The sequence below is a fragment of the Klenkia brasiliensis genome, assembly GCF_900100695.1.
GTDB lineage: Bacteria > Actinomycetota > Actinomycetes > Mycobacteriales > Geodermatophilaceae > Klenkia > Klenkia brasiliensis.
The window spans coordinates 25,352-49,757 of record NZ_FNCF01000004.1; the positions used below are offsets into that span (position 1 = coordinate 25,352).

General features: G+C 75.9%; 25 protein-coding genes. 14 read left to right on the forward strand and 11 right to left on the reverse strand.

Annotation, left to right across the window (positions count from 1 at the left end; genetic code table 11):
• Position 1 precedes the first annotated feature (1 nt).
• Positions 2-1,201, reverse strand: coding sequence for an MFS transporter (locus BLT39_RS11955; RefSeq protein WP_091063238.1), 1,200 nt, complete (start codon positions 1,199-1,201; stop codon positions 2-4).
• A 59-nt stretch (positions 1,202-1,260) separates the two neighbouring features.
• On the opposite strand from BLT39_RS11955, the gene BLT39_RS11960 reads away from it, so the two are divergent.
• From BLT39_RS11960 to BLT39_RS11970, 3 genes are read left to right on the forward strand one after another with little or no spacing between them, the layout of a single operon-like run.
• On the forward strand, positions 1,261-2,118 hold the full coding sequence (locus BLT39_RS11960) for an aldo/keto reductase (RefSeq protein ID WP_091063241.1): 858 nt from the start codon (positions 1,261-1,263) through the stop codon (positions 2,116-2,118).
• Positions 2,119-2,141: 23 nt separating this feature from the next.
• Entirely contained in the window at positions 2,142-3,296 is a 1,155-nt protein-coding gene (locus BLT39_RS11965) for an acyl-CoA dehydrogenase family protein (protein WP_091063246.1), read from the forward strand.
• Positions 3,289-3,966, forward strand: coding sequence for a PaaI family thioesterase (locus BLT39_RS11970; protein ID WP_091063250.1), 678 nt, complete (start codon positions 3,289-3,291; stop codon positions 3,964-3,966). The genes BLT39_RS11965 and BLT39_RS11970 overlap by 8 nt, the downstream gene beginning before the upstream one ends.
• Here BLT39_RS11970 and BLT39_RS11975 read toward each other — a convergent pair.
• Both BLT39_RS11975 and BLT39_RS11980 read right to left on the reverse strand, forming a co-directional pair.
• Positions 3,963-5,018, reverse strand: coding sequence for an NAD-dependent epimerase/dehydratase family protein (locus BLT39_RS11975; protein ID WP_091063253.1), 1,056 nt, complete (start codon positions 5,016-5,018; stop codon positions 3,963-3,965). The two genes, BLT39_RS11970 and BLT39_RS11975, sit on opposite strands and share 4 nt — an antisense overlap.
• Positions 5,019-5,046: 28 nt before the next feature.
• A complete protein-coding gene (locus BLT39_RS11980; protein WP_207507917.1) occupies positions 5,047-5,892 on the reverse strand; it encodes an alpha/beta fold hydrolase in 846 nt (281 codons plus the stop codon).
• Between the two features lie 82 nt (positions 5,893-5,974).
• Here BLT39_RS11980 and BLT39_RS11985 point away from each other — a divergent pair, with 82 nt between their 5' ends.
• Both BLT39_RS11985 and BLT39_RS11990 read left to right on the forward strand, forming a co-directional pair.
• Complete coding sequence (locus BLT39_RS11985; protein ID WP_091063256.1) at positions 5,975-6,370, forward strand: VOC family protein; 396 nt, start codon at positions 5,975-5,977, stop codon at positions 6,368-6,370.
• 41 nt (positions 6,371-6,411) lie between these two features.
• Positions 6,412-7,131, forward strand: coding sequence for a uracil-DNA glycosylase (locus BLT39_RS11990; RefSeq protein WP_242658344.1), 720 nt, complete (start codon positions 6,412-6,414; stop codon positions 7,129-7,131).
• Here BLT39_RS11990 and paaZ read toward each other — a convergent pair.
• The 4 genes from paaZ to BLT39_RS12010 form a co-directional block, all read right to left on the reverse strand.
• A complete protein-coding gene (paaZ, locus tag BLT39_RS11995; protein ID WP_091063260.1) occupies positions 7,128-9,176 on the reverse strand; it encodes a phenylacetic acid degradation bifunctional protein PaaZ in 2,049 nt (682 codons plus the stop codon). The two genes, BLT39_RS11990 and paaZ, sit on opposite strands and share 4 nt — an antisense overlap.
• Positions 9,173-9,763, reverse strand: a complete 591-nt coding sequence (locus BLT39_RS12000) for a TetR/AcrR family transcriptional regulator (protein ID WP_091063264.1) — start codon at positions 9,761-9,763, stop codon at positions 9,173-9,175. The genes paaZ and BLT39_RS12000 overlap by 4 nt, the downstream gene beginning before the upstream one ends.
• Positions 9,760-11,091, reverse strand: a complete 1,332-nt coding sequence (paaK, locus tag BLT39_RS12005; protein ID WP_242658345.1) for a phenylacetate--CoA ligase PaaK — start codon at positions 11,089-11,091, stop codon at positions 9,760-9,762. Before paaK ends, BLT39_RS12000 begins: the two co-directional genes overlap by 4 nt.
• A gap of 68 nt (positions 11,092-11,159) precedes the next feature.
• Positions 11,160-11,831, reverse strand: a complete 672-nt coding sequence (locus BLT39_RS12010; protein WP_242658346.1) for a dihydrofolate reductase family protein — start codon at positions 11,829-11,831, stop codon at positions 11,160-11,162.
• Positions 11,832-11,910: 79 nt separating this feature from the next.
• On the opposite strand from BLT39_RS12010, the gene paaA reads away from it, so the two are divergent.
• Genes paaA through idi form a run of 6 tightly spaced genes read left to right on the forward strand, consistent with a single transcriptional unit; the run spans position 11,911 to position 16,261 of the window.
• Positions 11,911-12,861 (forward strand): 1,2-phenylacetyl-CoA epoxidase subunit PaaA, encoded by a 951-nt coding sequence (gene paaA / locus BLT39_RS12015; protein WP_091063267.1) that lies wholly within the window; start codon positions 11,911-11,913, stop codon positions 12,859-12,861.
• Positions 12,858-13,232 carry a 1,2-phenylacetyl-CoA epoxidase subunit PaaB gene (gene paaB, locus BLT39_RS12020; protein WP_091063270.1) on the forward strand — a complete coding sequence of 125 codons (375 nt, stop codon included), beginning with the start codon at positions 12,858-12,860 and terminating at the stop codon, positions 13,230-13,232. The genes paaA and paaB overlap by 4 nt, the downstream gene beginning before the upstream one ends.
• Before the next feature lie 10 nt (positions 13,233-13,242).
• Positions 13,243-14,154 (forward strand): 1,2-phenylacetyl-CoA epoxidase subunit PaaC, encoded by a 912-nt coding sequence (gene paaC, locus BLT39_RS12025; protein WP_091063273.1) that lies wholly within the window; start codon positions 13,243-13,245, stop codon positions 14,152-14,154.
• Entirely contained in the window at positions 14,151-14,639 is a 489-nt protein-coding gene (gene paaD, locus BLT39_RS12030) for a 1,2-phenylacetyl-CoA epoxidase subunit PaaD (protein WP_242658347.1), read from the forward strand. The genes paaC and paaD overlap by 4 nt, the downstream gene beginning before the upstream one ends.
• Complete coding sequence (gene paaE / locus BLT39_RS12035; protein WP_091063276.1) at positions 14,639-15,706, forward strand: 1,2-phenylacetyl-CoA epoxidase subunit PaaE; 1,068 nt, start codon at positions 14,639-14,641, stop codon at positions 15,704-15,706. Before paaD ends, paaE begins: the two co-directional genes overlap by 1 nt.
• A 21-nt stretch (positions 15,707-15,727) precedes the next feature.
• Positions 15,728-16,261 carry an isopentenyl-diphosphate Delta-isomerase gene (idi, locus tag BLT39_RS12040; RefSeq protein ID WP_091063279.1) on the forward strand — a complete coding sequence of 178 codons (534 nt, stop codon included), beginning with the start codon at positions 15,728-15,730 and terminating at the stop codon, positions 16,259-16,261.
• 6 nt (positions 16,262-16,267) lie between these two features.
• Here the strand turns inward: idi and BLT39_RS12045 are convergent, their stop codons facing one another.
• Positions 16,268-17,248 carry an ATP-binding protein gene (locus tag BLT39_RS12045; protein ID WP_131801485.1) on the reverse strand — a complete coding sequence of 327 codons (981 nt, stop codon included), beginning with the start codon at positions 17,246-17,248 and terminating at the stop codon, positions 16,268-16,270.
• 107 nt (positions 17,249-17,355) lie between these two features.
• On the opposite strand from BLT39_RS12045, the gene BLT39_RS12050 reads away from it, so the two are divergent.
• From BLT39_RS12050 to BLT39_RS12060, 3 genes are read left to right on the forward strand one after another with little or no spacing between them, the layout of a single operon-like run.
• Positions 17,356-18,381, forward strand: a complete 1,026-nt coding sequence (locus BLT39_RS12050) for a methylenetetrahydrofolate reductase C-terminal domain-containing protein (protein WP_091063287.1) — start codon at positions 17,356-17,358, stop codon at positions 18,379-18,381.
• Entirely contained in the window at positions 18,378-19,148 is a 771-nt protein-coding gene (locus tag BLT39_RS12055; RefSeq protein ID WP_242658348.1) for a class I SAM-dependent methyltransferase, read from the forward strand. The genes BLT39_RS12050 and BLT39_RS12055 overlap by 4 nt, the downstream gene beginning before the upstream one ends.
• 28 nt (positions 19,149-19,176) lie before the next feature.
• On the forward strand, positions 19,177-20,208 hold the full coding sequence (locus BLT39_RS12060) for an FAD-dependent oxidoreductase (protein WP_091063290.1): 1,032 nt from the start codon (positions 19,177-19,179) through the stop codon (positions 20,206-20,208).
• Between the two features lies 1 nt (position 20,209).
• On the opposite strand, the gene BLT39_RS12065 is transcribed toward BLT39_RS12060, so the two are convergent.
• The 3 genes from BLT39_RS12065 to BLT39_RS12075 are packed head-to-tail and all read right to left on the reverse strand — an operon-like array spanning position 20,210 to position 24,389.
• Positions 20,210-22,591 (reverse strand): SpoIIE family protein phosphatase, encoded by a 2,382-nt coding sequence (locus BLT39_RS12065; RefSeq protein ID WP_091063293.1) that lies wholly within the window; start codon positions 22,589-22,591, stop codon positions 20,210-20,212.
• Entirely contained in the window at positions 22,588-23,256 is a 669-nt protein-coding gene (locus BLT39_RS12070) for a biliverdin-producing heme oxygenase (RefSeq protein WP_091063296.1), read from the reverse strand. Before BLT39_RS12070 ends, BLT39_RS12065 begins: the two co-directional genes overlap by 4 nt.
• On the reverse strand, positions 23,253-24,389 hold the full coding sequence (locus BLT39_RS12075; RefSeq protein ID WP_091063300.1) for a PucR family transcriptional regulator: 1,137 nt from the start codon (positions 24,387-24,389) through the stop codon (positions 23,253-23,255). Before BLT39_RS12075 ends, BLT39_RS12070 begins: the two co-directional genes overlap by 4 nt.
• Positions 24,390-24,406: the final 17 nt, after the last annotated feature.

Below are 24,406 nucleotides of genomic sequence, written 5' to 3' on the forward strand. Positions count from 1 at the left end.
CTCAGGTCCCTTCCCTCGGGCGCCCGCCGGCGGAGAGCCCGCCGGCCACGGCCATGACCACGATCGCACCCAGCACCAGCACCATCGGCGCCGTCCAGCTGCCGGTCAGGTCGTGCAGCGACCCGACGACCAGCGGGCCGGTGGCGGCGACCGCGTAGCCACCGCCCTGCACCATCGCCGAGGTGCGGCGGTTCTCCACCAGGTCCCGCGAGCGGGCCACGATGGCGATGAACACGACGGTGATGCCGCCGCCCTGCGCGACCCCGGCGATCGAGCACCACACCGGCCACAGGCCGGGGGCGGCGAGCAGCCCGACCGGCAGGAACGCCCAGGCGGCCGTCACCGCCAGCAGCACCGCGGCGGGCCGCCGCCACCAGCGCACCAGCGCCGGGACGGCGAAGGCGCCGGCCACGGCGAACACCTGGAACAGCGCGCTGCTCACCCCGGCGGTGCTGCGGGACAGGCCCTGCTCGTCGGCCAGCAGCGTGGGCAGCCACGCGGTCACCCCGTAGTAGCTGAACGCCTGCGCGGCGAAGGCGACCGTCAGCCCCCACACCGCCGGCTGCCGCCACACCGGCCGCACCGGCCCGGCCGGCGGGGGAGGGGGCGGGGCGCCGTCGGCCCGGGCGGCCTGCCGGCGCAGCCCCGCCGTCCAGACCAGGCACGCCAGCCCGACCAGCAGCCCCCAGGCCGCCAGCGCCCACCGCCACCCCACGACGTCGGCGACCGGCGCGGTGAGCGTGGTGGTCAGGGTCGCGCCGATGTTGAGGGCCGCGGTGTAGGCCGCGGTGACCACGTTGGTCACGCCGGGGAAGTCGCGGCCGATGACCACCGGCACCACCACGTTGCCCACCGTGATCGCCAGGCCAAGCACCACCGTGCCCGCCAGCGCGGTGCGCACGTCGCCGACCGACCGGAGCACGGTGCCGGCCAGCACGCCGAGCATCGCCAGCAGCACGGCCCGGTGCGTGCCCGCCCGGGCGATCACCCACGACGCGAGCGGGGCGGCCAGCCCGAACAGCAGCACCGGGATCGACGTCAGCAGGCCGACGGTGCCGGCGCCCACGCCCAGGTCGCTGCGCAGCTCCCCGGCCACCGGGGCCACCGCCACCAGCGGCCCGCGCAGGTTCAGCGCCACCAGCAGCACCCCGGCCAGCAACAGCCCCGGCACCACCGCGCGTGCCCGCACCCCCGTCGTCATCGCCGACAGCTTCCTCCTGCCCGGGAACACCGGCCCCCCGGGGCGGTGCTGCAGGGGGCATGACCTCTCCCACCACCCACCCCGACACGTTCGCCCTCGGCGGCGACCTCACCGTCCACCGCCTCGGCTACGGCGCCATGCAGATCACCGGTGACGGCGTCTGGGGTCCGCCGGCCGACCGCGAGGGCGCGCTCGCGGTGCTGCGGGCCGCCGTCGAGCAGGGCGTGGACTTCATCGACACCGCCGACTCCTACGGCCCGCAGGTCTCCGAGCAGCTCATCCACGACGCGCTGCACCCCTACGCCGACGGCCTGGTCATCGCCACCAAGGCCGGGCTGACCCGCACCGGCCCGGGCGTCTGGCCGCCGGTGGGCCGCCCGGAGTACCTCAAGCAGCAGGTCGAGCTGTCGCTGCGCAACCTCGGCGTCGAGCGGATCGACCTGATCCAGCTGCACCGCATCGACCCGCAGGTGCCCCTGGCCGACTCCCTCGGCGCCTTCGTCGAGCTCAAGGAGCAGGGCAAGGTGCGGCACATCGGCGTCAGCGAGGTGTCCCTCGAGGAGCTGAAGGAGGCGCAGGGGATCACCGAGATCGCCAGCGTGCAGAACCTCTACAACCTGACCAACCGGCAGTCGCAGGACGTGCTCGACCACGCCACCGCCGAGGGCATCGCGTTCATCCCGTGGTTCCCGATCGCCACCGGCGACCTGGCCAAGCCCGACAGCCCGGTGGCCGACATCGCCCGGGAGCTGGACGCCACGCCGTCCCAGGTGGCGCTGGCCTGGCTGCTGCAGACCTCCCCGGTGGTGCTGCCCATCCCCGGCACCAAGAGCGTCGACCACCTGACCGAGAACCTCGGTGCGGCGTCGCTGACCCTCTCCGCCGAGGACGTCGCACGCCTGGACGCCCTGGCCTGAGCGGGGCTGGTACACCTGCGGGCATGGACGCCGACGTCTTCGCCCAGGTCCGCAGCGCCGTCCGCGAGCTCGTCCGGGAGCGCGTGGTCCCCCTCGAGGAACGCATCGAGGAGACCGACGCCGTCCCGGACGAGCTGCGCCGCGCGGCCGCCGAGATGGGGCTGTTCGGCTATGCGCTGCCCGAGGAGTTCGGTGGCCTCGGCGTGACGATGGCCGAGGACGTGCAGCTGGCCATGGAGTTCGGCTACACGTCGCCGGCCTTCCGGTCGCTGTTCGGCACCAACAACGGCATCGCCGGCCAGGTCATCGCCCGCTTCGGCAGCGACGAGCAGAAGAAGGCGTGGCTGCCCGGCCTGGCCGCCGGTGACCTGATCGGCTCCTTCGCCCTCACCGAGGCCGAGGCCGGCTCCGACCCGGCCGGGCTGCGCACCACCGCCCGCCGCGACGGCGAGGACTGGGTGATCACCGGCGGCAAGCGCTACATCACCAACGCCCCCATCGCCGACCTGTTCGTCGTGTTCGCCCGCTCCGAGCCCGAGCAGACCGGCGGGCGCGGCATCTCCACCTTCCTGGTGCCGGCCGGCACGCCCGGGGTGACCGTCGGCCCGCACGACCGCAAGACCGGGCAGTCGGGCGCCTGGACGGCCGAGGTGTTCCTCGACGACGTCCGGGTGCCCGCCGACGCGCTGGTGGGCGAGCAGGGCCGGGGCTACAGCAAGGCGCTGACCGTGCTGTCCCGCGGCCGGCTGCACGTCGCGGCGCTGTGCGTGGGGATGGCGCAGCGGGTGCTGGACGAGTCGGTCGCCTACGCGGCCACCGCGAAGCAGGGCGGTGCACCGATCGGGCGGTTCCAGCTGGTGCAGGCGCTGATCGCCGACATGCACACCGAGCTGCTGGCCGGCCGGGCCATGGTCGCCGACGTCGCCGCCCGCTACGACTCCGGCGAGGACACCTCGGTCGGCCCGTCGGCGGCCAAGCTGTTCTGCTCGGAGATGGTCGGCCGGGCCACCGACCGCGCGGTGCAGGTGCACGGCGGGCTGGGCTACCTGCGCACCACCCCGGTCGAGCGGTTCTACCGCGACGCCCGGCTCTACCGGCTCTACGAGGGCACCAGCGAGGTGCAGCGGGTCATCGTGGGGTCGGGGCTGCTGCGAGCGGCGGGCATGGCGCGTGGCTGAGCTGCTCACCGGGGAGGCCCGGGAGCAGCGCCGCGCCGCCGTCGCCGACCTGGGCGCCGCGCTGCGCGAGCTGGTCGACGCCGCGGTGCGCACCGAGGTCGGGGCCCCCGGCCTCGCCGCGGCCGCGGCCGCCGCCCGTGACCTGGCCGCCCAGCTGCGGGCCGGGCAGCGCGGCCTGCTCGAGGTGGCCTCGGTCGACGACCCGGTGGCCGGCGAGCGCTGGTACTCCCCGGTCTACGGCCCCGGCAGCCCGGTCGCCCCGCCGCTGCTCGTGGACAGCGAGGGCGGGGGGCGGGTGACCGCCCGGGTGACGGTGCCCAAGGCGCTGGAGGGCCCGCCCGGGCTGGCGCACGGCGGCACGATCGCCACGCTGCTGGACCACGTGCTGGCCCGGGCGCTCCGCTCGGCCGGCCGCGGCGGGCTGACCGCCACCCTGACGGTCACCTACCGCCGGCCGGTGCGGCTGGGTGTCGAGCACGTGCTGCACGCCGAGGTGGCCACCACGGAGGGACGGCGGTCCACGGCGCGGGCGCGCATCGTGACCGCCGACGACCCGGACACCGTGCTGGCCGAGGGCGAGGGCCTGTTCGTGGCGCTGCGCCCGGAGGCCGCGGCCCACACCTTCGCCGGTGTCGACCACGCCCCCGAGGCCTGGACCGCCCGGCCCTAGGGTTCCAGCAGCGGGCCCTGCCCGCCGTCCCCCCGGCCGAGCGCGGCGACGAAGTCGGCCAGCAGCCGGTCGCCGGGGTGGCGGGGCGACCACTCGAGCACCTCGCGGGCGCGGGTCGTGTCCAGCGCGGGCACCGCGAGGCCGAGGTCCAGCCAGCCGGGCTCGGTGGGCACCAGCCGGGCACGGAACGCCGCGGACAGCGCGGCCCGCAGCACCGCCCGCGGCACGGGCACCCGCGTGCTGCCCAGGGCGGCGGCGAACCCGTCGGGGTCGAGCACCGGCTCGGCGGAGAGGTTGAACGCACCCCCGGCCCGGCGGTCGACGATGCGCAGCAGCGCGTCGGCGACGTCGTCGGCGTGCACGAAGCCCAGGTGCAGGTCGTCGGGCAGCGGCAGCGGCACCTTCGAGGCCACCGCGCCGGGCAGCGCGCGGGCGCCGCGCAGCAGCAGCGGGCCGAGGAAGTAGCGGCCGATCTCGCTGGCCGCGTCGGGCTGCAGCACCAGGGTGGGCCGGACGACGGTGACGGCGACGTCGGGGTGCCTGGCTGCGAACTCGCGGGTGACCTGCTCGACGGCGACCTTGTCGCGGCTGTACTGGGAGCTGGGCACCCCGCTGGTCGGCCAGTCCTCGTCGATCCGGTCGGCCGGGTTGCCGGGCGCGTAGCTGCCGAGGGAGGACATCACCACCACGTGGCCGACCCCGGCGTCGGCCGCGGCGGACAGCACCCGGCGGGTGCCGTCGACGTTGACCTGGGCCAGCCGGTCGGGCTCGCGACCGGGCTGCAGCGCCCAGGCCAGGTGCACCAGGGTGGTGGCCCGGTCGAGGAACCCGCGCAGCGGCCCGGCCGACGCGGGGTCGCCCAGGTCGGCGTGGGTCCAGAAGACCGAGCTGTAGGGGGCGGTGTCCGGGGGCTCGCGGCGGGACAGGCCGCGGACCTGGTGCACGCCGGTGAGGGACAGCTGGCGCAGCAGCGCCGTCCCCAGGTTGCCGGTCGCGCCGGTGACGGCGACCGTCTGCCCGTCGAGGTGGCCGGGGTCGGCTGGAGGAGTCACCAGGTCGCCCTACCCGGTCGGGCCTGCCTCACGCGGCCCCGCCGCCCCGGACGTGCGCGGTGACCAGTTCGGCGAGCCGGTCACCGGCGGTCTCGGGCACCCAGTGCGTGACCCCGGGCAGCACCTCCAGGCGGTAGGGGCCGGTGACGTACTGCGCCGTGGCCTCGGTGCCCGCCCGGCCCAGGAACCCGTCGCGGTCGCTCCAGACGTGCAGCGTGCGCACCCGCACCCGCACCCGGCCCACCGGGTCGCTCGCCCCCAGCGGGAGCGCCCGGTACCAGTTCAGCGCCGCGGTGAGCGCGCCCGCCGGGCGCAGCCGGGCGACGGTGTCCTCGGCGTCGGCCCGGGGCAGGCCGGCCCGCACCAGGGTGTCGCGGAGGAACGCACCGTTGCCGCGGGTGAGCAGCGCCTCCGGGACCCCGGGCAGCTGGAAGAACGCCATGTAGGCCGACTTCAGCCCCTGCGAGCTGGTCAGGAAGGACTTCGTGAACGCCGCCGGGTGCGGCACGGAGACCGCGGTCAGGCTGGACACCCGCTCGGGGTGCCAGGCGGCCAGCGCCCAGGCCACCATCGCGCCCCAGTCGTGGCCGACGACGTGCGCACGCTCCAGGCCCGCGGCGTCCAGCAGCGCGCGGACGTCGTCCACCAGGTCGCGGACGACGTAGGCGCGGCGGCCGGGGGGCCGGGCGGCGGGGGAGTACCCGCGCTGGTCGGGGGCCAGGGTGCGCAGCCCGGCGCCGTGCAGGCCGGGGACGACGCGGTCCCAGCTGCCGGCGTGCTGCGGGAAGCCGTGCAGCAGCACCACGGGCTCGCCGTCGGCCGGGCCGGCGTCGCGCACGTCGAAGGTCAGGCCGGATCGGGTGAAGGAGTCCACCCGCCCAGCATGCCGGGCGGCCGGAACGGATGCGTCTGCACGCATCCGGTTGAGGGCGGCCGGATCGGGCACCACCCCGGCCATGCCGATCACACCCACGGGGTTCGCCCACGTCCGCCTGACCGTCACCGACATCGCGCGCTCCAAGCAGTTCTACGACCAGGTCTTCGGCCTCGACGTCGCCGTGGACGGCCGCGACGGCGACCCGGAGTGGGCCTTCGGCGGCGTCGTCTACCAGATCGACGACAAGACGCTGTGGGGTCTGCGCCCGGTGGGCGACGACGGGTTCGACCCCGACCGCACGGGCCTGGACCACCTGTCGGTCTGGGTGGAGTCGCACGCCGCCCTCGAGGACGCCGCCCGGCACCTGGACTCCCTCGGCATCCCGCACGAGGAGATCAAGGACATCGGGATCATGTACATCCTGGAGTTCAAGGACCCCGACGGCGTCGCCCTGGAGCTCTCCGCCCCCAAGTAGTCGCGCTGCCCGGCCCCGGGACCCCTCGTAGGGTCCCGGGGGTGGGTGCACTCAGCGGGCTGGTCGACCGGGGGCTGATGGCGCCGGACTGGGCGGAGGCGATGGCCCCCGTCGAGGACCGGATCACCGCGCTCGGGCAGTTCCTGCGCGACGAGGTGGCCGCCGGCCGGCCCTACCTGCCGCACGGCGACCACGTGTTCCGGGCGTTCCAGGCGCCGCTGGCCGACGTCCGGGTGCTGGTCGTCGGCCAGGACCCCTACCCGACGCCGGGGCACCCGATCGGGCTCAGCTTCGCCGTCGACCGGCACGTGCGGCCGCTGCCCAAGTCGCTGGTCAACATCTACAAGGAGCTGCGCGACGACCTCGGGGTCGAGCCCGCGCAGCACGGTGACCTCACCCCGTGGCGCGACCGCGGCGTGATGCTGCTCAACCGCGCGCTCACCGTCCGTCCCGGTGCCCCTGCCTCGCACCGCGGTCAGGGCTGGGAGCACGTCACCGCGCACGCCATCGCGGTGCTGGTCGAGCGGGCCGCCGCGGGGCAGCCGCTGGCGGCGATCCTGTGGGGCAAGGACGCGCAGGGCCTGGAGCCCCACCTCGGGTCGGTGCCCTTCGTGGCCTCGCCGCACCCGTCGCCGCTGTCGGCGTCCCGCGGCTTCTTCGGGTCGAAGCCGTTCAGCCGGGTGAACGCCCTGCTGGTCGAGCGGGGCGGGGAGCCGGTCGACTGGACCCTGCCCCCGCTCGACGAGCTGCCCGCGGCCTAGCCCGCCGGCGGCCACTCCTTGGCCACCATCGTCAGCACGTCGTAGGTCGCCACCGGGCGGCCCTGCGAGTCCACGACGACGGCGTCCCAGCGCACCTCGCCGTGGTCGGCGCCGCCGCGCGGGGTGATCTGCTTGGCCGTCAGCGTCACGGTGACCTGCTCGCCCGGCTTGACCGGGGTGAGGAACCGCAGGGCGTCCACGCCGTAGTTCGCGAGCACCGGGCCGGGCTCGGGGTCGACGAACAGGCCCGCGGCCCAGCTCAGGATCAGGTAGCCGTGCGCGACCCGGCCGCCGAACAGCGGGTTCGCGGCCGCGGCCGCCTCGTCCGTGTGCGCGTAGAACGTGTCGCCCGTGAACTCGGCGAAGTGCTCGATGTCGGCCAGCGTGATCTCCCGCGGCCCCGCCGTCACCGAGTCCCCGATGCGCAGCTGCGCCAGCGACTTGCGGAACGGGTGCACGCCGTCGTCGACCCGCGCCGCGCCGGTCACCCAGCGCCGGCCGACGCCGGTGAGCACGTCGGGGGAGCCCTGGACGGCGGTGCGCTGCATGTGGTGCAGCACGCCGCGGACGCCGCCGAGCTCCTCGCCGCCGCCGGCCCGCCCCGGGCCGCCGTGCACCAGCACGGGCAACGGCGAGCCGTGGCCGGTGGACTCGCGGGCGTCGTCCCGGTCCAGCACGTGCACCCGGCCGTGCGCCGACCCCGCGCCCAGCACGAACTCCCGGGCCACGGCCGGGTCGTGGGTGACCAGCGAGGCCACCAGCGACCCCTGCCCGCGGCGGGCCAGGGCGACCGCGTCGGCCACGCCGTCGTAGGTCAGCACGGTCGACACCGGGCCGAAGGCCTCCACGTCGTGCGGCTCGGGCGCGGCGGGGTCGTCGCAGCGCAGCAGCATCGGCGGCAGGAAGGCGCCCCGCTCGCGGTCGGCGCCCACGACCTCGAACCGGTCCGGGTCGCCGACGACCAGCGACGCGTGGGTGCGCAGCCGCCCGACGGCCCGCAGCACCTCCTCGCGCTGGTCCCGCGACGCCAGCGCGCCCATGGTCACGCCGTCGGCACCCGGGGCGCCGACGACGACCTCGGCCAGCTTCGCGCCCAGCGCCTCGACGACGGCGTCGGCGTGCTGGCGGGGCACGATCGCCCGCCGGATCGCGGTGCACTTCTGCCCGGCCTTGACCGTCATCTCGGTGACCACGCCGTCGATGAACAGGTCGAACTCGGGGGTGCCCGGGCCGGCGTCGGGGCCCAGCACCGAGCAGTTGAGCGAGTCGGCCTCGGCGTTGAACCGCACCGCCCGCTCGGTCACCGCGGGGTGGGAGCGCAGCAGCGCAGCGGTGGACGCCGACCCGGTGAAGCCGACCAGGTCCTGGCCGTCGAGGGCGTCCAGCAGCCCGGACGCCGAGCCGGCCAGCAGCTGCACCGACCCCTCCGGCAGCAACCCGCTCTCGACGACCGCCCGGAACACCGCCTCGGTCAGGTAGGCGGTCTGCGAGGCCGGCTTCACGATCGTCGGCATGCCCGCCAGGAAGGCCGGCGCCAGCTTCTCGAGCATGCCCCAGACCGGGAAGTTGAAGGCGTTGATCTGCACCGCGACGCCGGTCAGCGAGGTGTACACGTGCTGGCCCAGGAAGGTGCCCCCGCGGCCGAGCGGGGTGGGCGGGCCGTCGAGCACCAGCACGTCGTCGGGCAGCTCGCGGCGGCCGGTGGAGGCGTAGGACAGCACCGTGCCGAACCCGCCGTCGATGTCGACGAGGTTGTCGGCGTCGGTGGCGCCGGTGCGGTGGGACAGCGCGGCGAACTCGTCCTTGCGGCCCATCAGGTGCAGGCCGAGCGCCTTGAGCAGCGCGGCCCGCTGGTGGAAGGTCAGCTCCCGCAGCGCCGGCCCGCCGACGGTGCGGGCGTGGGTGACCATCGCGCCGACGTCCAGCCCGCGGCTGCCGATCCGGGCGACGGTCTCACCGGTGACGGCGTCGGGCAGCGGCGTGCCCTCCTCGGCCGAGGCCCACCAGCGGCCGGCGACGTAGCTCTCGAGCAGCGGTGCGGTCACGGGGTGCCTCTCAGTCCGGAGAACAGCGTGGTGACCAGGCCGTCGGCCAGGTCGTCGGCGGACAGCCCGCCGTCGGGGCGGTACCACTCGGTGAGGGAGTTGACGGTGCCGAACAGCAGCCGGCTGGTCAGTGCCGGGTCGACGTCCGGGCGCACCGAGCCCTCGGCGACGCAGGCGCGGACCAGCTCGGTGACCACCCGGTCGAACTCGCGGCGCCGCTGCAGGGCGCGGGACTCCACCTCGGAGTTGCCGCGCACCCGCAGCAGCAGGGTCACGAAGGGCAGCTCGCTGGTCAGCACCCGCACCGACCCGCGGACGACGGTCTCCAGGCGGTCGACCGCCGGGCCGCTGCCGGCGTCGTCGAGCACCGCGAACAGCCCGTCCAGCGCGCGGTCCAGGGCGAGCTCGAGCAGCTCGGTCTTGGAGCGCACGTGGTGGTAGATCGCGGACTTGGTGACCCCGAGCCGCTCGGCCAGGGTGTCCATCGACGTCGCCTCGTAGCCGCGCTCGATGAAGACCGCGACGGCGGTGTCGAGCAGGGAGTCCAGCGAGTGGCCGGGGCGCCCGCGCCGGGCGGGTGCGGTCACCGGTTGCGCACGTCGGTCAGCCGCTGCAGCTTGCCCATCGAGCGGGGCAGTGTCTCGGGGTCGACGACGACCACCTCGACGCTGGTGCCGACGGTCTCCTTCAGCCCGACCTGCACCTCGGCCGCCGCCGGGGCGCGCCGGTCGGGCGGGCAGTCGGGGCGGGCCTCGACCGAGACCACGAGGTGGTCCAGCCGGCCGCGGGTCGACAGCTCGAGCGCGAAGTGCGGCGACAGCCCCGGGGTGCGCAGCACGACCTCCTCGATCTGGGTCGGGAACAGGTTCACCCCGCGCAGGATGATCATGTCGTCGGTGCGGCCGGTGACCTTCTGCATCCGCCGCATCCCCGGCCGCGCGGTGCCCGGCAGCAGCCGGGTGAGGTCGCGGGTGCGGTACCGGATGATCGGCAGCGCCTCCTTGGTCAGCGAGGTGAACAGCAGCTCGCCCTCCTCGCCGTCGGGCAGCGGCTCGGCGGTGGTCGGGTCGACGACCTCGGGCAGGAAGTGGTCCTCCCAGATGTGCAGGCCGTCCTTGGTCTCCACGCACTCCTGGCTGACGCCGGGGCCCATGACCTCCGAGAGGCCGTAGATGTCGACCGCGTGGATGTCGAGGCGGTCCTCCATCTCCCGGCGCATCTGCTCGGTCCAGGGCTCGGCACCGAAGATGCCGATCCGCAGCGACGAGGCGCGGGGGTCCAGTCCCTGCCGCTCGAACTCGTCGACCAGGGCGAGCATGTAGGACGGCGTCACCATGATGATCCGCGGGCCGAAGTCGCCGATCAGCTGCACCTGACGGGGCGTCATGCCGCCCGAGACGGGGACGACGGTGCAGCCCAGCGCCTCGGCGCCGTAGTGCGCACCGAGACCACCGGTGAACAGCCCGTAGCCGTAGGCGTTGTGCAGCACGTCGCCCCGGCGCCCGCCGGCGGCCCGGATGGAGCGGGCCATCACGGTGGCCCAGGTGTCGATGTCGTGCCGGGTGTAGCCGACGACGGTGGGCTTGCCGGTGGTGCCGGAGCTGGCGTGCACCCGGGCGACCTGGTCCTGCGGGACGGCGAACATGCCGAACGGGTAGTTCTCGCGCAGGTCGGCCTTGGACGTGGTGGGGAACCTGGCGATGTCGGCCAGCTCGCGGCAGTCGTCGGGGTGCACGCCGTGGGCGTCGAAGGCCCGCCGGTAGTGCGGCACGTTCTCGTAGGCGTGCCGCAGCGTCCACTGCAGCCGGTCCAGCTGCAGGGCCCGCAGCTCGTCGGTGCCCATCCGCTCGGCCGCGTCGAGCAGGGCCGGGTCGGGGGCGTCGCCGAGGCGCTGCGCTGCGGACGTCGTCGGCACGTGGACTCCCGGGCTCGCGGATTACTGACCGTTCGGTCAGTCATGCAAGACCCCGGGGACGGCGGCTGTCAACCCGCGGTCATGTCGCCCGTGCCGGGGGTGCCCTCGGCCAGCCCGTACCGCAGCAGCACGCTCCCGGTGGGGGTGGCGGCCGGCGGGTCGAGCAGGCGCAGGACCGAGGGCACGGTGCCGTCGGCGAACACCTTCTTGCCGGTCCCCAGCGTGATGGGGTGCAGCCACAGGTGCAGCTCGTCGAACAGCTTCTCCCGCAGCAGGGTCTGCACCAGGTCCAGGCTGCCCACCACCTTGACGACCTCGTGCCGCTCGCGGACCTCCCGGACGGCGGCGGGCAGGTCCGGGCCGAGCAGGGTCGACCCGGCCCAGGTCAGCTCCGGGGACCGCCGCGAGGCCACGTACTTGGGGACGGCGTTGAACAGCTCGGCGAACGGGCCGGACTGCAGCGGCCAGTGCGCGGCGAAGATGTCGTAGGTCCGCCGGCCCAGCAGCAGCGCGTCGGTGCCCGCGTAGGAGGCCTGCACCTGCGCGCCGCCCTCCGCGCTCATCAGCGGGGCCTGCCAGCCGCCGAAGGCGAAGCCGCCGCCGGGGTCCTCGTCGGGACCGCCGGGCGCCTGGCCCACGAGGTCGAGGGTGGCGAACAGCTCGAGGTGGATCTGGCCCATGGCGTGCTCCCGGGTGTCGGCGGTGTCGGGGTGGGGACCGGCCGCCGCGCCGGAACTCATCGGGGTTGTGCCGGGCCGGCTTCCGGGGCACACTCATTACCGACCGGATGGTCAGTAATTGCCGCTGGAGGTTCGCCGGATGTCCGCTCCCACCGCTGTCCGCCCGACCGAGGACGAGCTGCAGGCGCAGTTCGACGCCACCATCGCCGCCGACCGCCGGATCGAGCCGCGCGACTGGATGCCCGAGAAGTACCGCGCCGGCCTGGTGCGCCAGATCGCCCAGCACGCGCACTCGGAGATCATCGGCATGCAGCCCGAGGGCGACTGGCTGCTCCGGGCGCCGTCGCTGCGCCGCAAGGCCGTGCTGCTGGCCAAGGTGCAGGACGAGGCCGGGCACGGCATGTACCTGTACTCCGCGGCCGAGACCCTCGGCGCCGACCGGGCCGACCTGACCGACAAGCTGGTCACCGGCAAGCAGAAGTACTCCTCGATCTTCAACTACCCCACGCTGACCTACGCCGACTGCGGCGTCATCGGCTGGCTGGTCGACGGCGCGGCCATCTGCAACCAGGTGCCGCTGTGCCGGTCCAGCTACGGGCCCTACGCCCGCGCGATGATCCGGGTCTGCAAGGAGGAGTCCTTCCACCAGCGGCAGGGCTACGAGCTGCTCATGACGATGATGCGCGGCACCCCCGAGCAGCGGGCGATGGTGCAGGACGCCGTCGACCGCTGGTGGTGGCCCTCGCTGATGATGTTCGGCCCGCCGGACGACGACAGCCCCAACTCGGCGCAGTCGATGGCCTGGGGCGTCAAGCGGCACAGCAACGACGAGCTGCGCCAGCGCTTCGTCGACATGTCGGTCCCGCAGGCGGCCGCGCTCGGCGTCACGCTGCCCGACCCCGAGCTGGCGCTGGACGAGACCACCGGCCGGTACCGCTTCGGCCAGATCGACTGGACCGAGTTCAAGCAGGTCATCTCCGGCAACGGGCCGTGCAACGAGGAGCGGATCACCCGCCGCCGCGCCGCGCGCGACGACAACGCCTGGGTGACCGAGGCCGCCACCGCCTACGCGGCCAAGCACTCGGCATGAGCGAGACCACCGCCGAGGGCGGCCACGGCGCGGTCCCGACCAGCCCCGACGTCCCCAGCGGTGCGCACCCCTCGCCGTCGGGTGCCGCCCGGAAGGATTGGCCGCTCTACGAGTGCTTCGTGCGCGGCAAGCGCGGGCTCAACCACGTGCACGTCGGCTCGCTGCACGCCCCCGACGACGAGATGGCGGTGCACGCCGCCCGCGACCTGTTCACCCGCCGCAACGAGGGCGTGAGCATCTGGGTGGTGCGGGCGGCGCACATCACCGCGTCCAGCCCGGACGAGAAGGACCCGATGTTCGCGCCGTCAGGCGACAAGGTCTACCGCCACCCCACGTTCTACGAGATCCCCGAGAACGTCCCCCACATGTGAGGACCCCCTGATGGCGCACGAGGAGACCGTCTACGACGCGCTGGACCACGCCCACGGCGGCGAGGGCCAGTGGGCGTTCGGCACCGGCTTCGACGACCCGCTGGCCGGGGTCGACACCACCGTCCCCGACGGCGTGGACCCCGCCGACCTGGGGGCCTACTGCCTGGTGCTGGGCGACGACGCCCTGGTGCTGTGCCAGCGGCTCACCGAGTGGGCCACCCGGGCGCCCGAGCTGGAGGAGGAGGTCGCCCTCGCCAACTGCGGGCTGGACCTGCTCGGCCAGGCCCGGCTGCTGCTGGCCCGCGCGGGCAGCTGCGGGGTGCTCGGCCGCAGCCGGGAGCTCGCCACCGACTCCGTCCCCGACGAGGACGCGCTGGCCTACTTCCGCGACGCGGGCGAGTTCGGCTGCCACCACCTCGTCGAGGTCGACGGCGGCGACTTCGCGCGGACCATGGTGCGGCTGCTGGTCGCCAGCACCGCCCGGCTGGCGCTGTTCGCCCGGCTGCGGGGGTCGCGCGACCCGGTGGTCGGCGCGATCGCGGCCAAGGGCGTGCCCGAGCTGACCTACCACCGCGACCACGCCGCCCGCTGGGTGCTCCGGCTGGGCGACGGCACCGAGGAGTCCCACCGCCGCGCGCAGGCCGGCGTCGACGCGGTGTGGCCGCTGACCGCCGACCTGTTCACCGCCACCGACGTGGAGCGCCGGCTGGTCGAGCAGGGCGTGGCCGTCGACCCGGCGGACACCCGCGACGAGGTGCGCGACGTCCTCACCATGGTGCTCGAGCGGGCCACCCTCGCCGTCCCGGAGTGGCCGGCCGACCGGCCGTCGCCGGGCCGGGCGGGGGAGCACACCGAGGAGCTCGCCCCGCTGCTGGCCACCCTGCAGGGGCTGGCCCGCGAGCACCCGGCGGCCACCTGGTGAGCACCGCGCTCGAGGTGGCGCAGACCGTCACCGACCCCGAGCTGCCCATGCTCACGCTGGCCGACCTGGGGGTGCTGCGCGACGTGCGCACCGAGCACGGCCAGGTGGTCGTGGAGATCACGCCCACCTACTCCGGCTGCCCGGCGATGGGCACCATGCGCGCCGACCTGGTGCACGCCCTGCACCGCGCCGGATTCGCCGACGTCGACGTCCGCACCGTGCTGTCCCCGCCGTGGTCCACCGACTGGATCAGCGACGAGGGCCGCCGCAAGCTCGCCGCGGGCGGCATCGCCCCGCCCGGGCCCGCCCCGCGGCACACCGGCCCGATCCCGCTGTCCCTGGGCCCGACCCGCCGGACGGCGACCTGCCCGGTGTGCGGGTCGGCCGACACCGAGGAGCTCAGCGAGTTCAGCGGCACCGCCTGCAAGGCGCTGCGCCGCTGCCGCAGCTGCCGCGAACCCTTCGAGCACGTCAAGGAGATCTAGTGGCGCGCACCCGGCCGACCTTCCACCCGCTCACGGTGGCCCGGGTCGAGCAGCTCACCGACGACGCCGTCGCGGTCACCTTCGACGTGCCCGAGGCCCTCGCCGAGGACTACGCCTTCGCCCCCGGCCAGGCGCTGACCCTGCGCCGGGTGGACGGCGACCGCGACGAGCGCCGCTCCTACTCCATCTGCGCACCGGTCGGCGACGCCCCGCGGGTCGGGGTCCGCGAGGTGCCCGGCGGCTACTTCTCCTCGTGGCTGGTCAACGAGGTGCGCCCGGGCCAGGTCATCGACGTCCTGCCGCCCTCGGGCACCTTCACCGCCGACGTCTCCACCCCGGCCGACCACGTGTTCGTCGTCGCCGGCTCCGGGGTGACCCCGGCGCTCAGCCTGGCCGGCACCGTGCTGCGCGACGGCGAGTCCACGGTGACGGTGCTCTACGGCAACCGGCGGACCAGCACGGTGATGTTCGCCGACGAGCTGGCCGACCTCAAGGACCGCTACGGGCAGCGGCTGCAGCTGGTGCACGTGCTCTCCCGGGAGCCGCGCGACGCCGAGGTCACCAGCGGCCGGCTGGACGGCGACCGGCTGCGCACCCTGGTCGGCGCACTGGTCGACGTCCCCGAGGTCGACCACTGGTGGCTGTGCGGGCCGCACGGCATGGTCACCGAGGCCCGGGACCTGCTCGCCGAGCTGGGCGTGCCGCGCGAGCGGGTGCACCAGGAGCTCTTCTTCGTCGACGACGCGCCGCCGGAGCCGGTGCGCGGGGACGAGCAGACCGTCGACGGCCCGTCCAGCCAGGTGACGGTCGTGCTCGACGGCCGGTCCACCACGCTGGCGCTGGAGCAGGGCGTGCCGGTGCTCGACAGCGCGCAGCGGGTGCGCTCGGACCTGCCCTTCGCGTGCAAGGGCGGGGTCTGCGGCACCTGCCGGGCCAGGGTGACCGCCGGCGAGGTCGAGATGCGGCGCAACTACGCCCTGGACCCCGACGAAGTGGCCAGGGGCTACGTGCTCACCTGCCAGACCGTCCCGGTCTCCGCGGAGGTCACCGTCGACTTCGACGCGTGACGACCGCCTAACCTGGGAGCCGTGCCCGAAGAGCTGATCGTGCTGCTGGACGACGACGGCACCGAGATCGGGACGATGCCCAAGCCGCTGGTGCACCACGGGGACACCCCGCTGCACCGCGCGTTCTCGGCCTACCTGTTCGCCGACGACGGCCGGCTGCTGGTCACCCGGCGCGCGCTGTCCAAGCAGACCTTCCCCGGCATGTGGACCAACACCGTGTGCGGGCACCCCGGCCCCGGCGAGGACGACGCCAGCGCGATCGCCCGCCGCGCGTCGGACGAGCTGGGCCTGCGGGTCGACCGGCTGGCCCCGGTGCTGCCCGACTACCGGTACCGCGCGGAGTTCCAGGGCGTGGTGGAGAACGAGATCTGCCCGGTCTACACCGGCGTCTTCCGCGGCGACCCCGCCCCGGCGGCGGCCGAGGTCGAGGAGTGGGCGCTGCTGGACTGGGGCGCCTTCCGGACCCGCCAGGACACCGAGGGCGACGCCTGGTCGCCCTGGTGCCGTGAGCAGGCGCGGCTCATCGAGGCGACGGGCCTGCTGCCCGCCGCCTGAGGTCGCTCAGTCCTCGCGGCGGGGGTCGATGACCAACCGGACGACGCAGCCGTCGCCGTCGGCCAGCGGCGCGGTGGTCATCCGGTCCACCGCCCGGCGGGCCAGCCACAGGCCCATCCCGCCGACCGACAGGTCCTCGCCGTGCGCCGGGCCGTAGCCGGCCAGCGGCTCGTCGAAGCCGTGGCCGCGGTCGGCCACCGCGCACAGCACCCGCTGCTCGGTGACCCACAGCCGGACGTCGACCGGGGGGACGCCGTGCTCGGCGGCGTTGGCCACCACCTCGTCGATGGCCAGCACCAGGTCCTCGGCCTCGTCGGGGTCCAGCGGACCGTCGGCCAGGCTCGTGGTCAGCTCGCGCCGCAGCTGGCGCACGCTGCCCACGTCCTCGACCTCCAGGGTCGGCGGGGTGGCCTCCAGCGGGTCGGGCCCGGGCGCCGACCACAGCGACCGCAGCACCTCGGCGGGGTCCTTCTGGCCGGGGTTGGGCACCACGCCGTCGGCGGTCAGCGACCACGGGTGGCAGGACAGCGCGCGGTCGGTCTCGGGGCCGAGGTCGCCGGGGTCGATCACGCAGTAGTGCGCCACGGCCCGGCCGTCCAGCACGTGGTTGAGCAGCGCCTCGGTCTGCAACCACGCCGGGACGCCGAGGGAGGTGCGGCCGCTGTCGGTGACCAGGTGCAGCCGGGTGCCGCCGACCGTCAGCCGGTCGACCAGCGCCGTGTGCCCGGCGATCGCGTCGGGGGCCCTGCCGCCGAGTTCGTCGGGGTCCACCACGTGCACGCCGTCGGCGCCGAGCCGGTCCAGCAGCGGACCGCGCAGGCCGGGGGCGCAGGCCAGCACGACGGTGCCGCCGTCGGCCAGACCCTGCTGCAGCCGGGGCGCCAGCAGCTCGGCCGAGCCCGGGCCCGGGGTGCCCAACTGGGCGACGTGCACGTAGCCCGGAGGGACGGCAGCCGTCGACCCGACGACGTCCGTTGGCTCCGACACGGCACCCTGGGTGCCCGGGATCCCTGGTCGCACACATGCTGCGTCCGATTGCACACCGGCGGGGCGGTGCGCGGTTCAGCCTCCCCGGCGCCGGGCAGCGGTCGGGGATGACGACGGCCGTCGCGGGGGAGCGCACCGGGTGCCCGAAGCGGATGGTGTTCGGCCCCTGCGGCGGGGTGCGCGACGACGCCCGCTGCGAGCTCGCCGACCACCCCTGCCCGTTCGTGGCCGCACCGGCGCCGCGGTGGGCCGACCCGGTGCCGGCCCCGGCGCCCCGGCCCGGTGGGTTGCTGGACCGCGCGGCGAGCGGACCCGTCGTGCTGGCCGACCTCACCGTCACCCCCTTCGACGCCGCATCGGTGCGGGCGGTCGTCGGCGCGCTGGCGGGCGCCGTGGACGCGGTGCTGGTGGGGGAGCACCAGAACCGGCCCGACCTGCCCCCGGTGCTGCTCGCGCAGGAGGTGCTCGCCGCCGGGGGGCTGCCCTGGACGACGCTGGCCTGCCGGGACCGCAACCGGCTGGTGCTGGAGCAGGAGCTGGTCGGGCTGGCCCGGGTCGGGGTGGACGGCGTGCTGTGCGTGACCGGCGACGGCCGCGGCCCGGGGGTGCGTCCGGGCGTCACCCAGGTGTTCGACCTCGACGGCGTGCGGCTGACCGCGCTGGCGGCCGGCACCGGGCTGTCGGTGGCCGTGCCGGAGTCGCCGGAGGCGGTCCCGGTGGCCGACCGCCCCGGCCGGGTCGCGCTCAAGCAGCGGGCCGGGGCGGCGGTGTGCGTGCTCAACCACGTCTCGACGCCGGCGGGCGTGGCGGCGTTCGTGGCGGCCGCCCGCGCGGCCGGCGCGACGCTGCCGTTCGTCGCCGGGGTCGCGGTCTACACCGACGAGCGGTCGGCCCGGGTGCTGCAGGCCTTCCCGGGGCTGCACCTGGACGACGCGGCGGTGACCCGGGTGCTGGCCGCCCCCGACCCGGTGGAGGCGGGCACCGCGGCCGCGGTGGCCGAGGCGCGGGCACTGCTGGCGGTGCCCGGCGTGGTGGGGGTGGACCTGTCCGGCCTGGCGTCCGACCGCGGCGTGCTGGCCGGGGCCCGGGTCAAGGCCGAGGTGGCCCGGCGGGTCGTGGAGGGGGAGCGGTGAGCGGGCTGGACAGCGAGGCGATGGAGGACGAGTTCGGCGTCGCCGCGGCGTGGACCGAGGAGGCCGCCCGCGCGCTCGGCCCGGGGCACGCGGTCCCGGCCGGGTGCCGCGGATCGGGCAGCGTGGGGTCGCTGCGCTGGCTGGCCGACCGGCTGGACCTGGCGCCCGGCGACCTGCTGGTGGACAGCGGGGCCGGGGTGGGCGGCCCGGCCCGGTGGGTGGCCGGTGACCGCCTGGTCGCCCCGGTGTGCCTGGAGCCGATGGTCGGCGCGGTGCACGCCTCCCGGCGGATGTTCGGCCTGCCCTCGGCCGTCGCCCTCGCCCAGGCGCTGCCGCTGCGCGACGGGGTGGCCGGCGCCGCGTGGAGCCTCGGGGTGCTGTGCACGACGGCGGACAAGGCCGGGGCGCTGGCCGAGCTGCACCGGGTGCTGCGGCCCGGGGGCCGGCTCGGCCTGCTGGTGTTCGCCCAGGTCGTCGACGAGCTGCCCGCACCGCCGCCGGACGGCAACTCCTTCCCGACGCCGGCCGAGCTCGACGCCCTGCTCGGGGGCGCCGGCTTCGACGTCGTCGACCGCGCGACGGCGGACCTGCACGACAACCCGCCCGGGTGGGAGGACGCCGCGGACGCGGTGGACGCCGAGGTGGCCCGCCGGCACGGCGAGGACCCGCGGTACCGGCACTCGTTGCAGCAGGCGCAGCGGATGGGTGCACTGCTGTCGGCCGGGGCGCTGCGCCCGGAGCTGGTCGTGGCGGTGCGCCGGGCATGAGCGCCGGGCCGCCCGCGTTGGGGCGGGCGTGCACGCGGAGGTGGTCGTCGTCGGGGCCGGGCAGGCCGGGCTGTCCGCGGCGTACCAGCTGCGCCGCGAGGGGACCGACTTCGTCGTGCTGGACGCCGACGCCGCCCCCGGCGGGGCGTGGCAGCACCGGTGGGCCTCGCTGCGGCTGGACCGCGCCAACGGCATCGCCGACCTGCCGGGGATGCCGCTGACCGGGGACCCGGCCGAGCGGGCCTCGGTGGCGATGGCCCGGTACTTCGCCGACTACGAGCGCACCTTCGACCTCCCGGTCCGCCGCCCGGTCGCCGTCCGCCGGGTGACCCGGACCGACGACGGGTTCGCCCTCGCGACGACCGGCGGCACCTGGACCGCCCGGGGCCTGGTCAACGCCACCGGTACCTGGTCGCGGCCGTTCTGGCCGGCCTACCCGGGCCGGGACACCTTCCTCGGCCGGCAGCTGCACGCCGCGCAGTTCACCCAGGCCGCCGACTTCGCCGGCCAGCACGTGCTGGTCGTCGGCGGCGGCATCTCCGCGCTGCAGCTGCTCGTGGAGCTCGCCGAGGTCACCCGGACCACCTGGGTCACCCGCCGGCCCCCGGTGTGGCGGACCGACGACTTCGACGCCGACGCCGGCCGGGCCGCCGTCGCGCTGGTCGAGCAGCGGGTCCGGGCGGGCCTGCCGCCGGCCAGCGTGGTCAGCGTGACCGGGCTGCCGGTCACCGAGGAGGTCCGCCGGGCCCGTGCGCGCGGCGTGCTGGAGCGCCGGCCGGCCTTCGACCGGATGACACCGACCGGGGTGGCCTGGGACGACCCGGCCGAGGAGCTGGCCGTGGACGTCGTGCTCTGGGCCACCGGGTTCCGGGCGGCGCTGGACCACCTGGCCCCGCTGCACCTGCGCGCCCCCGGCGGCGGGGTCGTCGTCGAGGGCACCCGGGTCGTCGCCGAGCCCCGGCTGCACCTGGTCGGCTACGGGCCCTCGGCCAGCACGATCGGCGCCAACCGGGCCGGCCGGTCGGCGGTCCGCGAGCTGCTGACCACCCTGCGCGGGTGACCTACCGGTCCGGGCGGGGGCGGTCCTGCTCGTGCAGCCGGACGGCGACCAGCGCGACGTCGTCCTCGGCCCGCTCGGGGAGCAGGTCGGCCAGCAGCGTGTCGGCCAGCTGCTCGACCGGCCGGCCGGCCAGCCCGCCCAGCAGCCGCTGCAGCGCCTCGATGCCCTCGTCGAACACCTGGTCGCGGCGCTCGACGAGGCCGTCGGTGTAGAGCAGCACGGTGGAGCCGCGGTCCAGCACGGCCTCGTGCTCCCGCCGCGGCGCGCCCGGGTCGACGCCCAGCAGCAGGTCGGCGCGGCCGCCGTCGCCGAGCAGCCGGGTGCCGCCGTCCTCGGTCAGCAGCACCGGCGGCAGGTGACCGGCGTTGGACCACACCAGCCGGGTGACGCCCTCGTCGAACTCCGTCGGCGTCTGCTCCAGCCGGGCGACCAGCACCGAGGCGATGGCCTCCATGCGGAGCCCCGCCACGGCGGCGTCCAGCCGGCGCAGCACCTCGGCCGGGCCGAGGCCGCTGTCGTAGGCGATGCCGCGCAGCAGGCCGCGCAGCTGGCCCATGACCGCGGCGGCCTCGGTGTCGTGGCCGACCACGTCGCCGATGACCAGCACCGTGGCGCCGTCGGGCTGCACGAACGCGTCGTACCAGTCGCCGCCGACCTGCGCCTCGCGGGCGGCGGGCACGTAGCGCACCGCCATCTGCACGTGGTCGGGCTGCGGCGGGTCGGACAGCATGCTGCGCTGCAGCGTCTCCGCGGCCCGGGCCACCCGGCGGGTGCGGGCGTAGAGGGCCTCGAGCAGGTTGGTGCGCAGCTCGGTGGCCTCGGCGACCTCCGCGGCGGTCCAGGGCTCGGACCGGCCGTGCACCGTCTCCGACCAGCGCTCGAAGGACTGCCGCGGCGAGATCCGCACGTCGTCGCCCTCGGGGACGACGGTGGCCTTGTGGTGCGGGTCGCCGCCCCAGTCGATCGAGCGCACCTTCTCCTGCCGCAGCCAGACCACCGACTGGCCCTCGGGCAGCGGGACGACGAGGGCGCCGCAGGCCAGCTCCACCGGCACGTCGAGCTCGGGGGCGTCGGTCGGCAGCGACTCGCTGGACACCACGTCGACGCGCCGGCCGGCCGCCCACTCGGCGACCTGGGCCGCCACGGCCTCGGGCACCGGGACCCCGCGGACGGCGGCGTGGCCCTCCAGGTGCACCACCACGCTGTCGGCGGGCACCAGGTCCAGCAGGTCGGGCGTGCCCAGCAGCGACTCGGCCAGCGGCCGGTCCTGGTCGAGGGTGGCCGCGGTCAGCCAGGCCAGGGTGGAGCGGGCCCGCAGCGCGCGGCGGACCTCCTCCTCGGCGGCCCGGTCGACCAGCCGCAGCGACAGCGTGGAGCCCAGGAACTCCGCCGCGGCGCGGGTGGCGTAGGGCGGGGCGTGCGGCCCGGCGTAGTGGTGGCAGGCGATGAGGCCCCACAGCTTGTCCTCGCGCAGCAGCGAGATCGACATGGAGGCGGCCACGCCCATGTTGCCCAGGTACTCGACGTGGATGGGCGAGACGCTGCGCAGCGTGGAGTAGGTCAGGTCCAGCGGCCGGCCGGTGGCCGGGTGGTCGACCGGCTGCAGCAGGGCGGGGGTGTAGGGCGCCTCGGAGATCAGCCGGATCCAGTTCTTCTCGTACAGCGCCCGCGCCTGCGCGGGGATGTCCGAGGCGGGGTAGTGCAGGCCCAGGAAGCTGGGCAGCCCGCCGTGCTGGGCCTCGGCGACGACCTCGCCGTTGTACTCGTCGTCGTAGCGGTAGAGCATCACGCGGTCGAACCCGGTCAGGTTGCGCACCGCGGTGACCGTGACGTCGTAGAGCTCCTGCAGGTCCGAGGCCCGGTTGAGCTCGGCGATGCTGCTGCGCACGGCCTGGTAGGTGTTCGGGAAGCTGAACGGGCGGGGCCCGAAGGCGGGCTCCAGCTCGACCACGAGCGTGCTGGCCACCGTGCGGCCCTGCTCGTCGACCCGCTGGTGGGCGTCGTCCAGCCGGCCGCCGCCGTGCACGATGCGGTGCAGGATCGCGTCGACCGGCACCGGGGTGCCGTCCAGGTCCAGGGTGAGCTCGACCGGGTTGCGCTCGCGCAGGTCACCGAAGGCGGCCGCGCTGCGGGCCACGGCCTGCGCGGGCACGGTGCCGATGACCTCGGCCAGCGGCCGGCCCAGCGCCCGCTCCCAGGGCGTGCCGACGACGTCGGCGAGGTTCTCCGAGACCTGCTCGACGACCAGGTCGGGCTCGCTGACGGCGATGAGCACGCCGCGGGGCTGGATGCTGCCCGGGATGTGGATGGGCTCGCGCTCGCAGTTGGTCAGGTCCACCGGCGTACCGGGAGCCAGCCACTGCACGGGCTGGGTGTCGGTCACGCGGCAGCACCTCGACGTCGAGTCGGCGGGTCGGTCGGGTGGGACGCCCGCTGCTGGACGTCGGCGCACCACTGGGCCATCAGGACGAAGGTACGGCGTGCCGCGCCGACGACCACGTCGGCGTCACCCCCGCGGGTCACGTGCTCGCGGGTGGCCCGGCGGAACGCCGCCCACCGCGCGCCGGTGGCCTCGCCGTACGGGCTGAACGCGCGGACCGGGCCGGCACCGGCCAACCCGGGCAGCGCCGCCAGGTGCCGGTCGATGAACACCCCGCCCAGGGTGGAGCCCTCGAGCACGTACATCGCGCCCAGCGCCTCGTCGGTGGACGCCGGTGCCGGCACCTCGGGCAGCGGGTCGGCCGCGGGGACGGCGCCCAGGGCGGCCAGGTCGGCGGCGAACAGGCCCGCCCGCCGCCGGTCGGCCCAGTCCAGGCCCGCGGCGATGGCCGGGTGGGCGGCGGCCCAGCTGTCCAGGCCCGCCTCGGCGGCCACCCAGAAGGCGTGCATCCGCTGCAGCACCGTCGTCAGGCGGGCCACGGTGAGCCCGTCGTCCATCAGGTCGAGGGTGTCCTCGAGCTGCTGGTGCTCGGTCGCGGTGGCGGTGCGCAGGCGCCGCATCACGTCGTCGGTGGGGGACTCCCCGTCGGTGCTCGCGTCCCTCGTCATGAGGCCCTCGACCCTAGAGCAGCCCCGGTGGGGGCGGCAGCCAGCCGGGCCGAGCGGACGGCCAGGTGCAGGGCCAGCCGGTCGCCCCCGTCGGCGAGGTCCAGGCCGGTGAGCTCGGCGATGCGGCCCAGCCGGTAGTACAGCGTCTGCCGGTGCACGACGAGCTCGGCGGCGGCCCGCTGCGGAGAGGCCGCCCGGTCCAGCCACACCTCGGCGGTGCGGGTGAGCACCGGGTCGGCCAGCAGCGGGGCGAACGCCGGGTCCGGGCCGTCGAGCCGGACCACCTGGCGCCAGGCACCGAGCTCGGCCCAGGACGCCACCGGGGCCAGCGCCGGGTCGACCGCGGCCACCCGGGCGGCGTCGGTCGCCTCGGCCCACTGGCGGCGCAGCTCCCCGCAGCCGGTGCGCGCGGCGGCCACCCCGGCGGTGCTGCCGGCGGGCAGCCGCTGCAGGGCCGCCGCGGACAGCGCGACCGCCGGCCGGGCGTCGCCGCGGTGCGGCAGCGGGATGAGGACGGCCACCGCGGTGCCCAGGACGGCGGACACCGCACCGGCGCCGGGTGCGGTCCAGCCGGCGGGCAGCCCGGGGTCGGCGGGGTGCAGCGCGACGACGGCCACCGGGGTGCCCGGGCCCAGTGCCGCGGCCAGCCGGTCGGTCGCCGCGGCGTCGCCGGTGAGCGCGGCGCGCAGGTCGCCCGCGGGGTCGCCGGCGGCGGGCCGGGTGGCCAGCACCGCGCCCGCCCGGTCGGCGAGCGCCACGGCCTCGGCCAGGCCCGGGGCGTCGGCGGCGTCGAGGTCGGTGCGGCCCTCGTCGAGCAGCCAGAGCCAGCCGTGCAGCCGGCCGCGGTGGCGCACCGGCAGGCACAGCCGGGTCAGGATCCCGGCCGCCGGGTCGGCCGGGGTGCGCAGCGGCCCGGTCGCGCGGTCGATGCCGAAGTCGGTGAACCAGCGCCGGGTGGCCGCCGGCGAGCCCCGCGTCAGGATCGAGCGGGTGCGCACGGCGTCCAGGCCGGTGAGCGCGTCCTCGCCCTGGGCGCAGAAGGCCAGCAGGGTGAAGTCGGGGTCCTCCAGGGTCGCGGGCGCGCCGAGCAGCCGGGACACCTCGTCCACGATGTCCTGCAGGTCGTCACGCATCAGACGATCGTACGAAC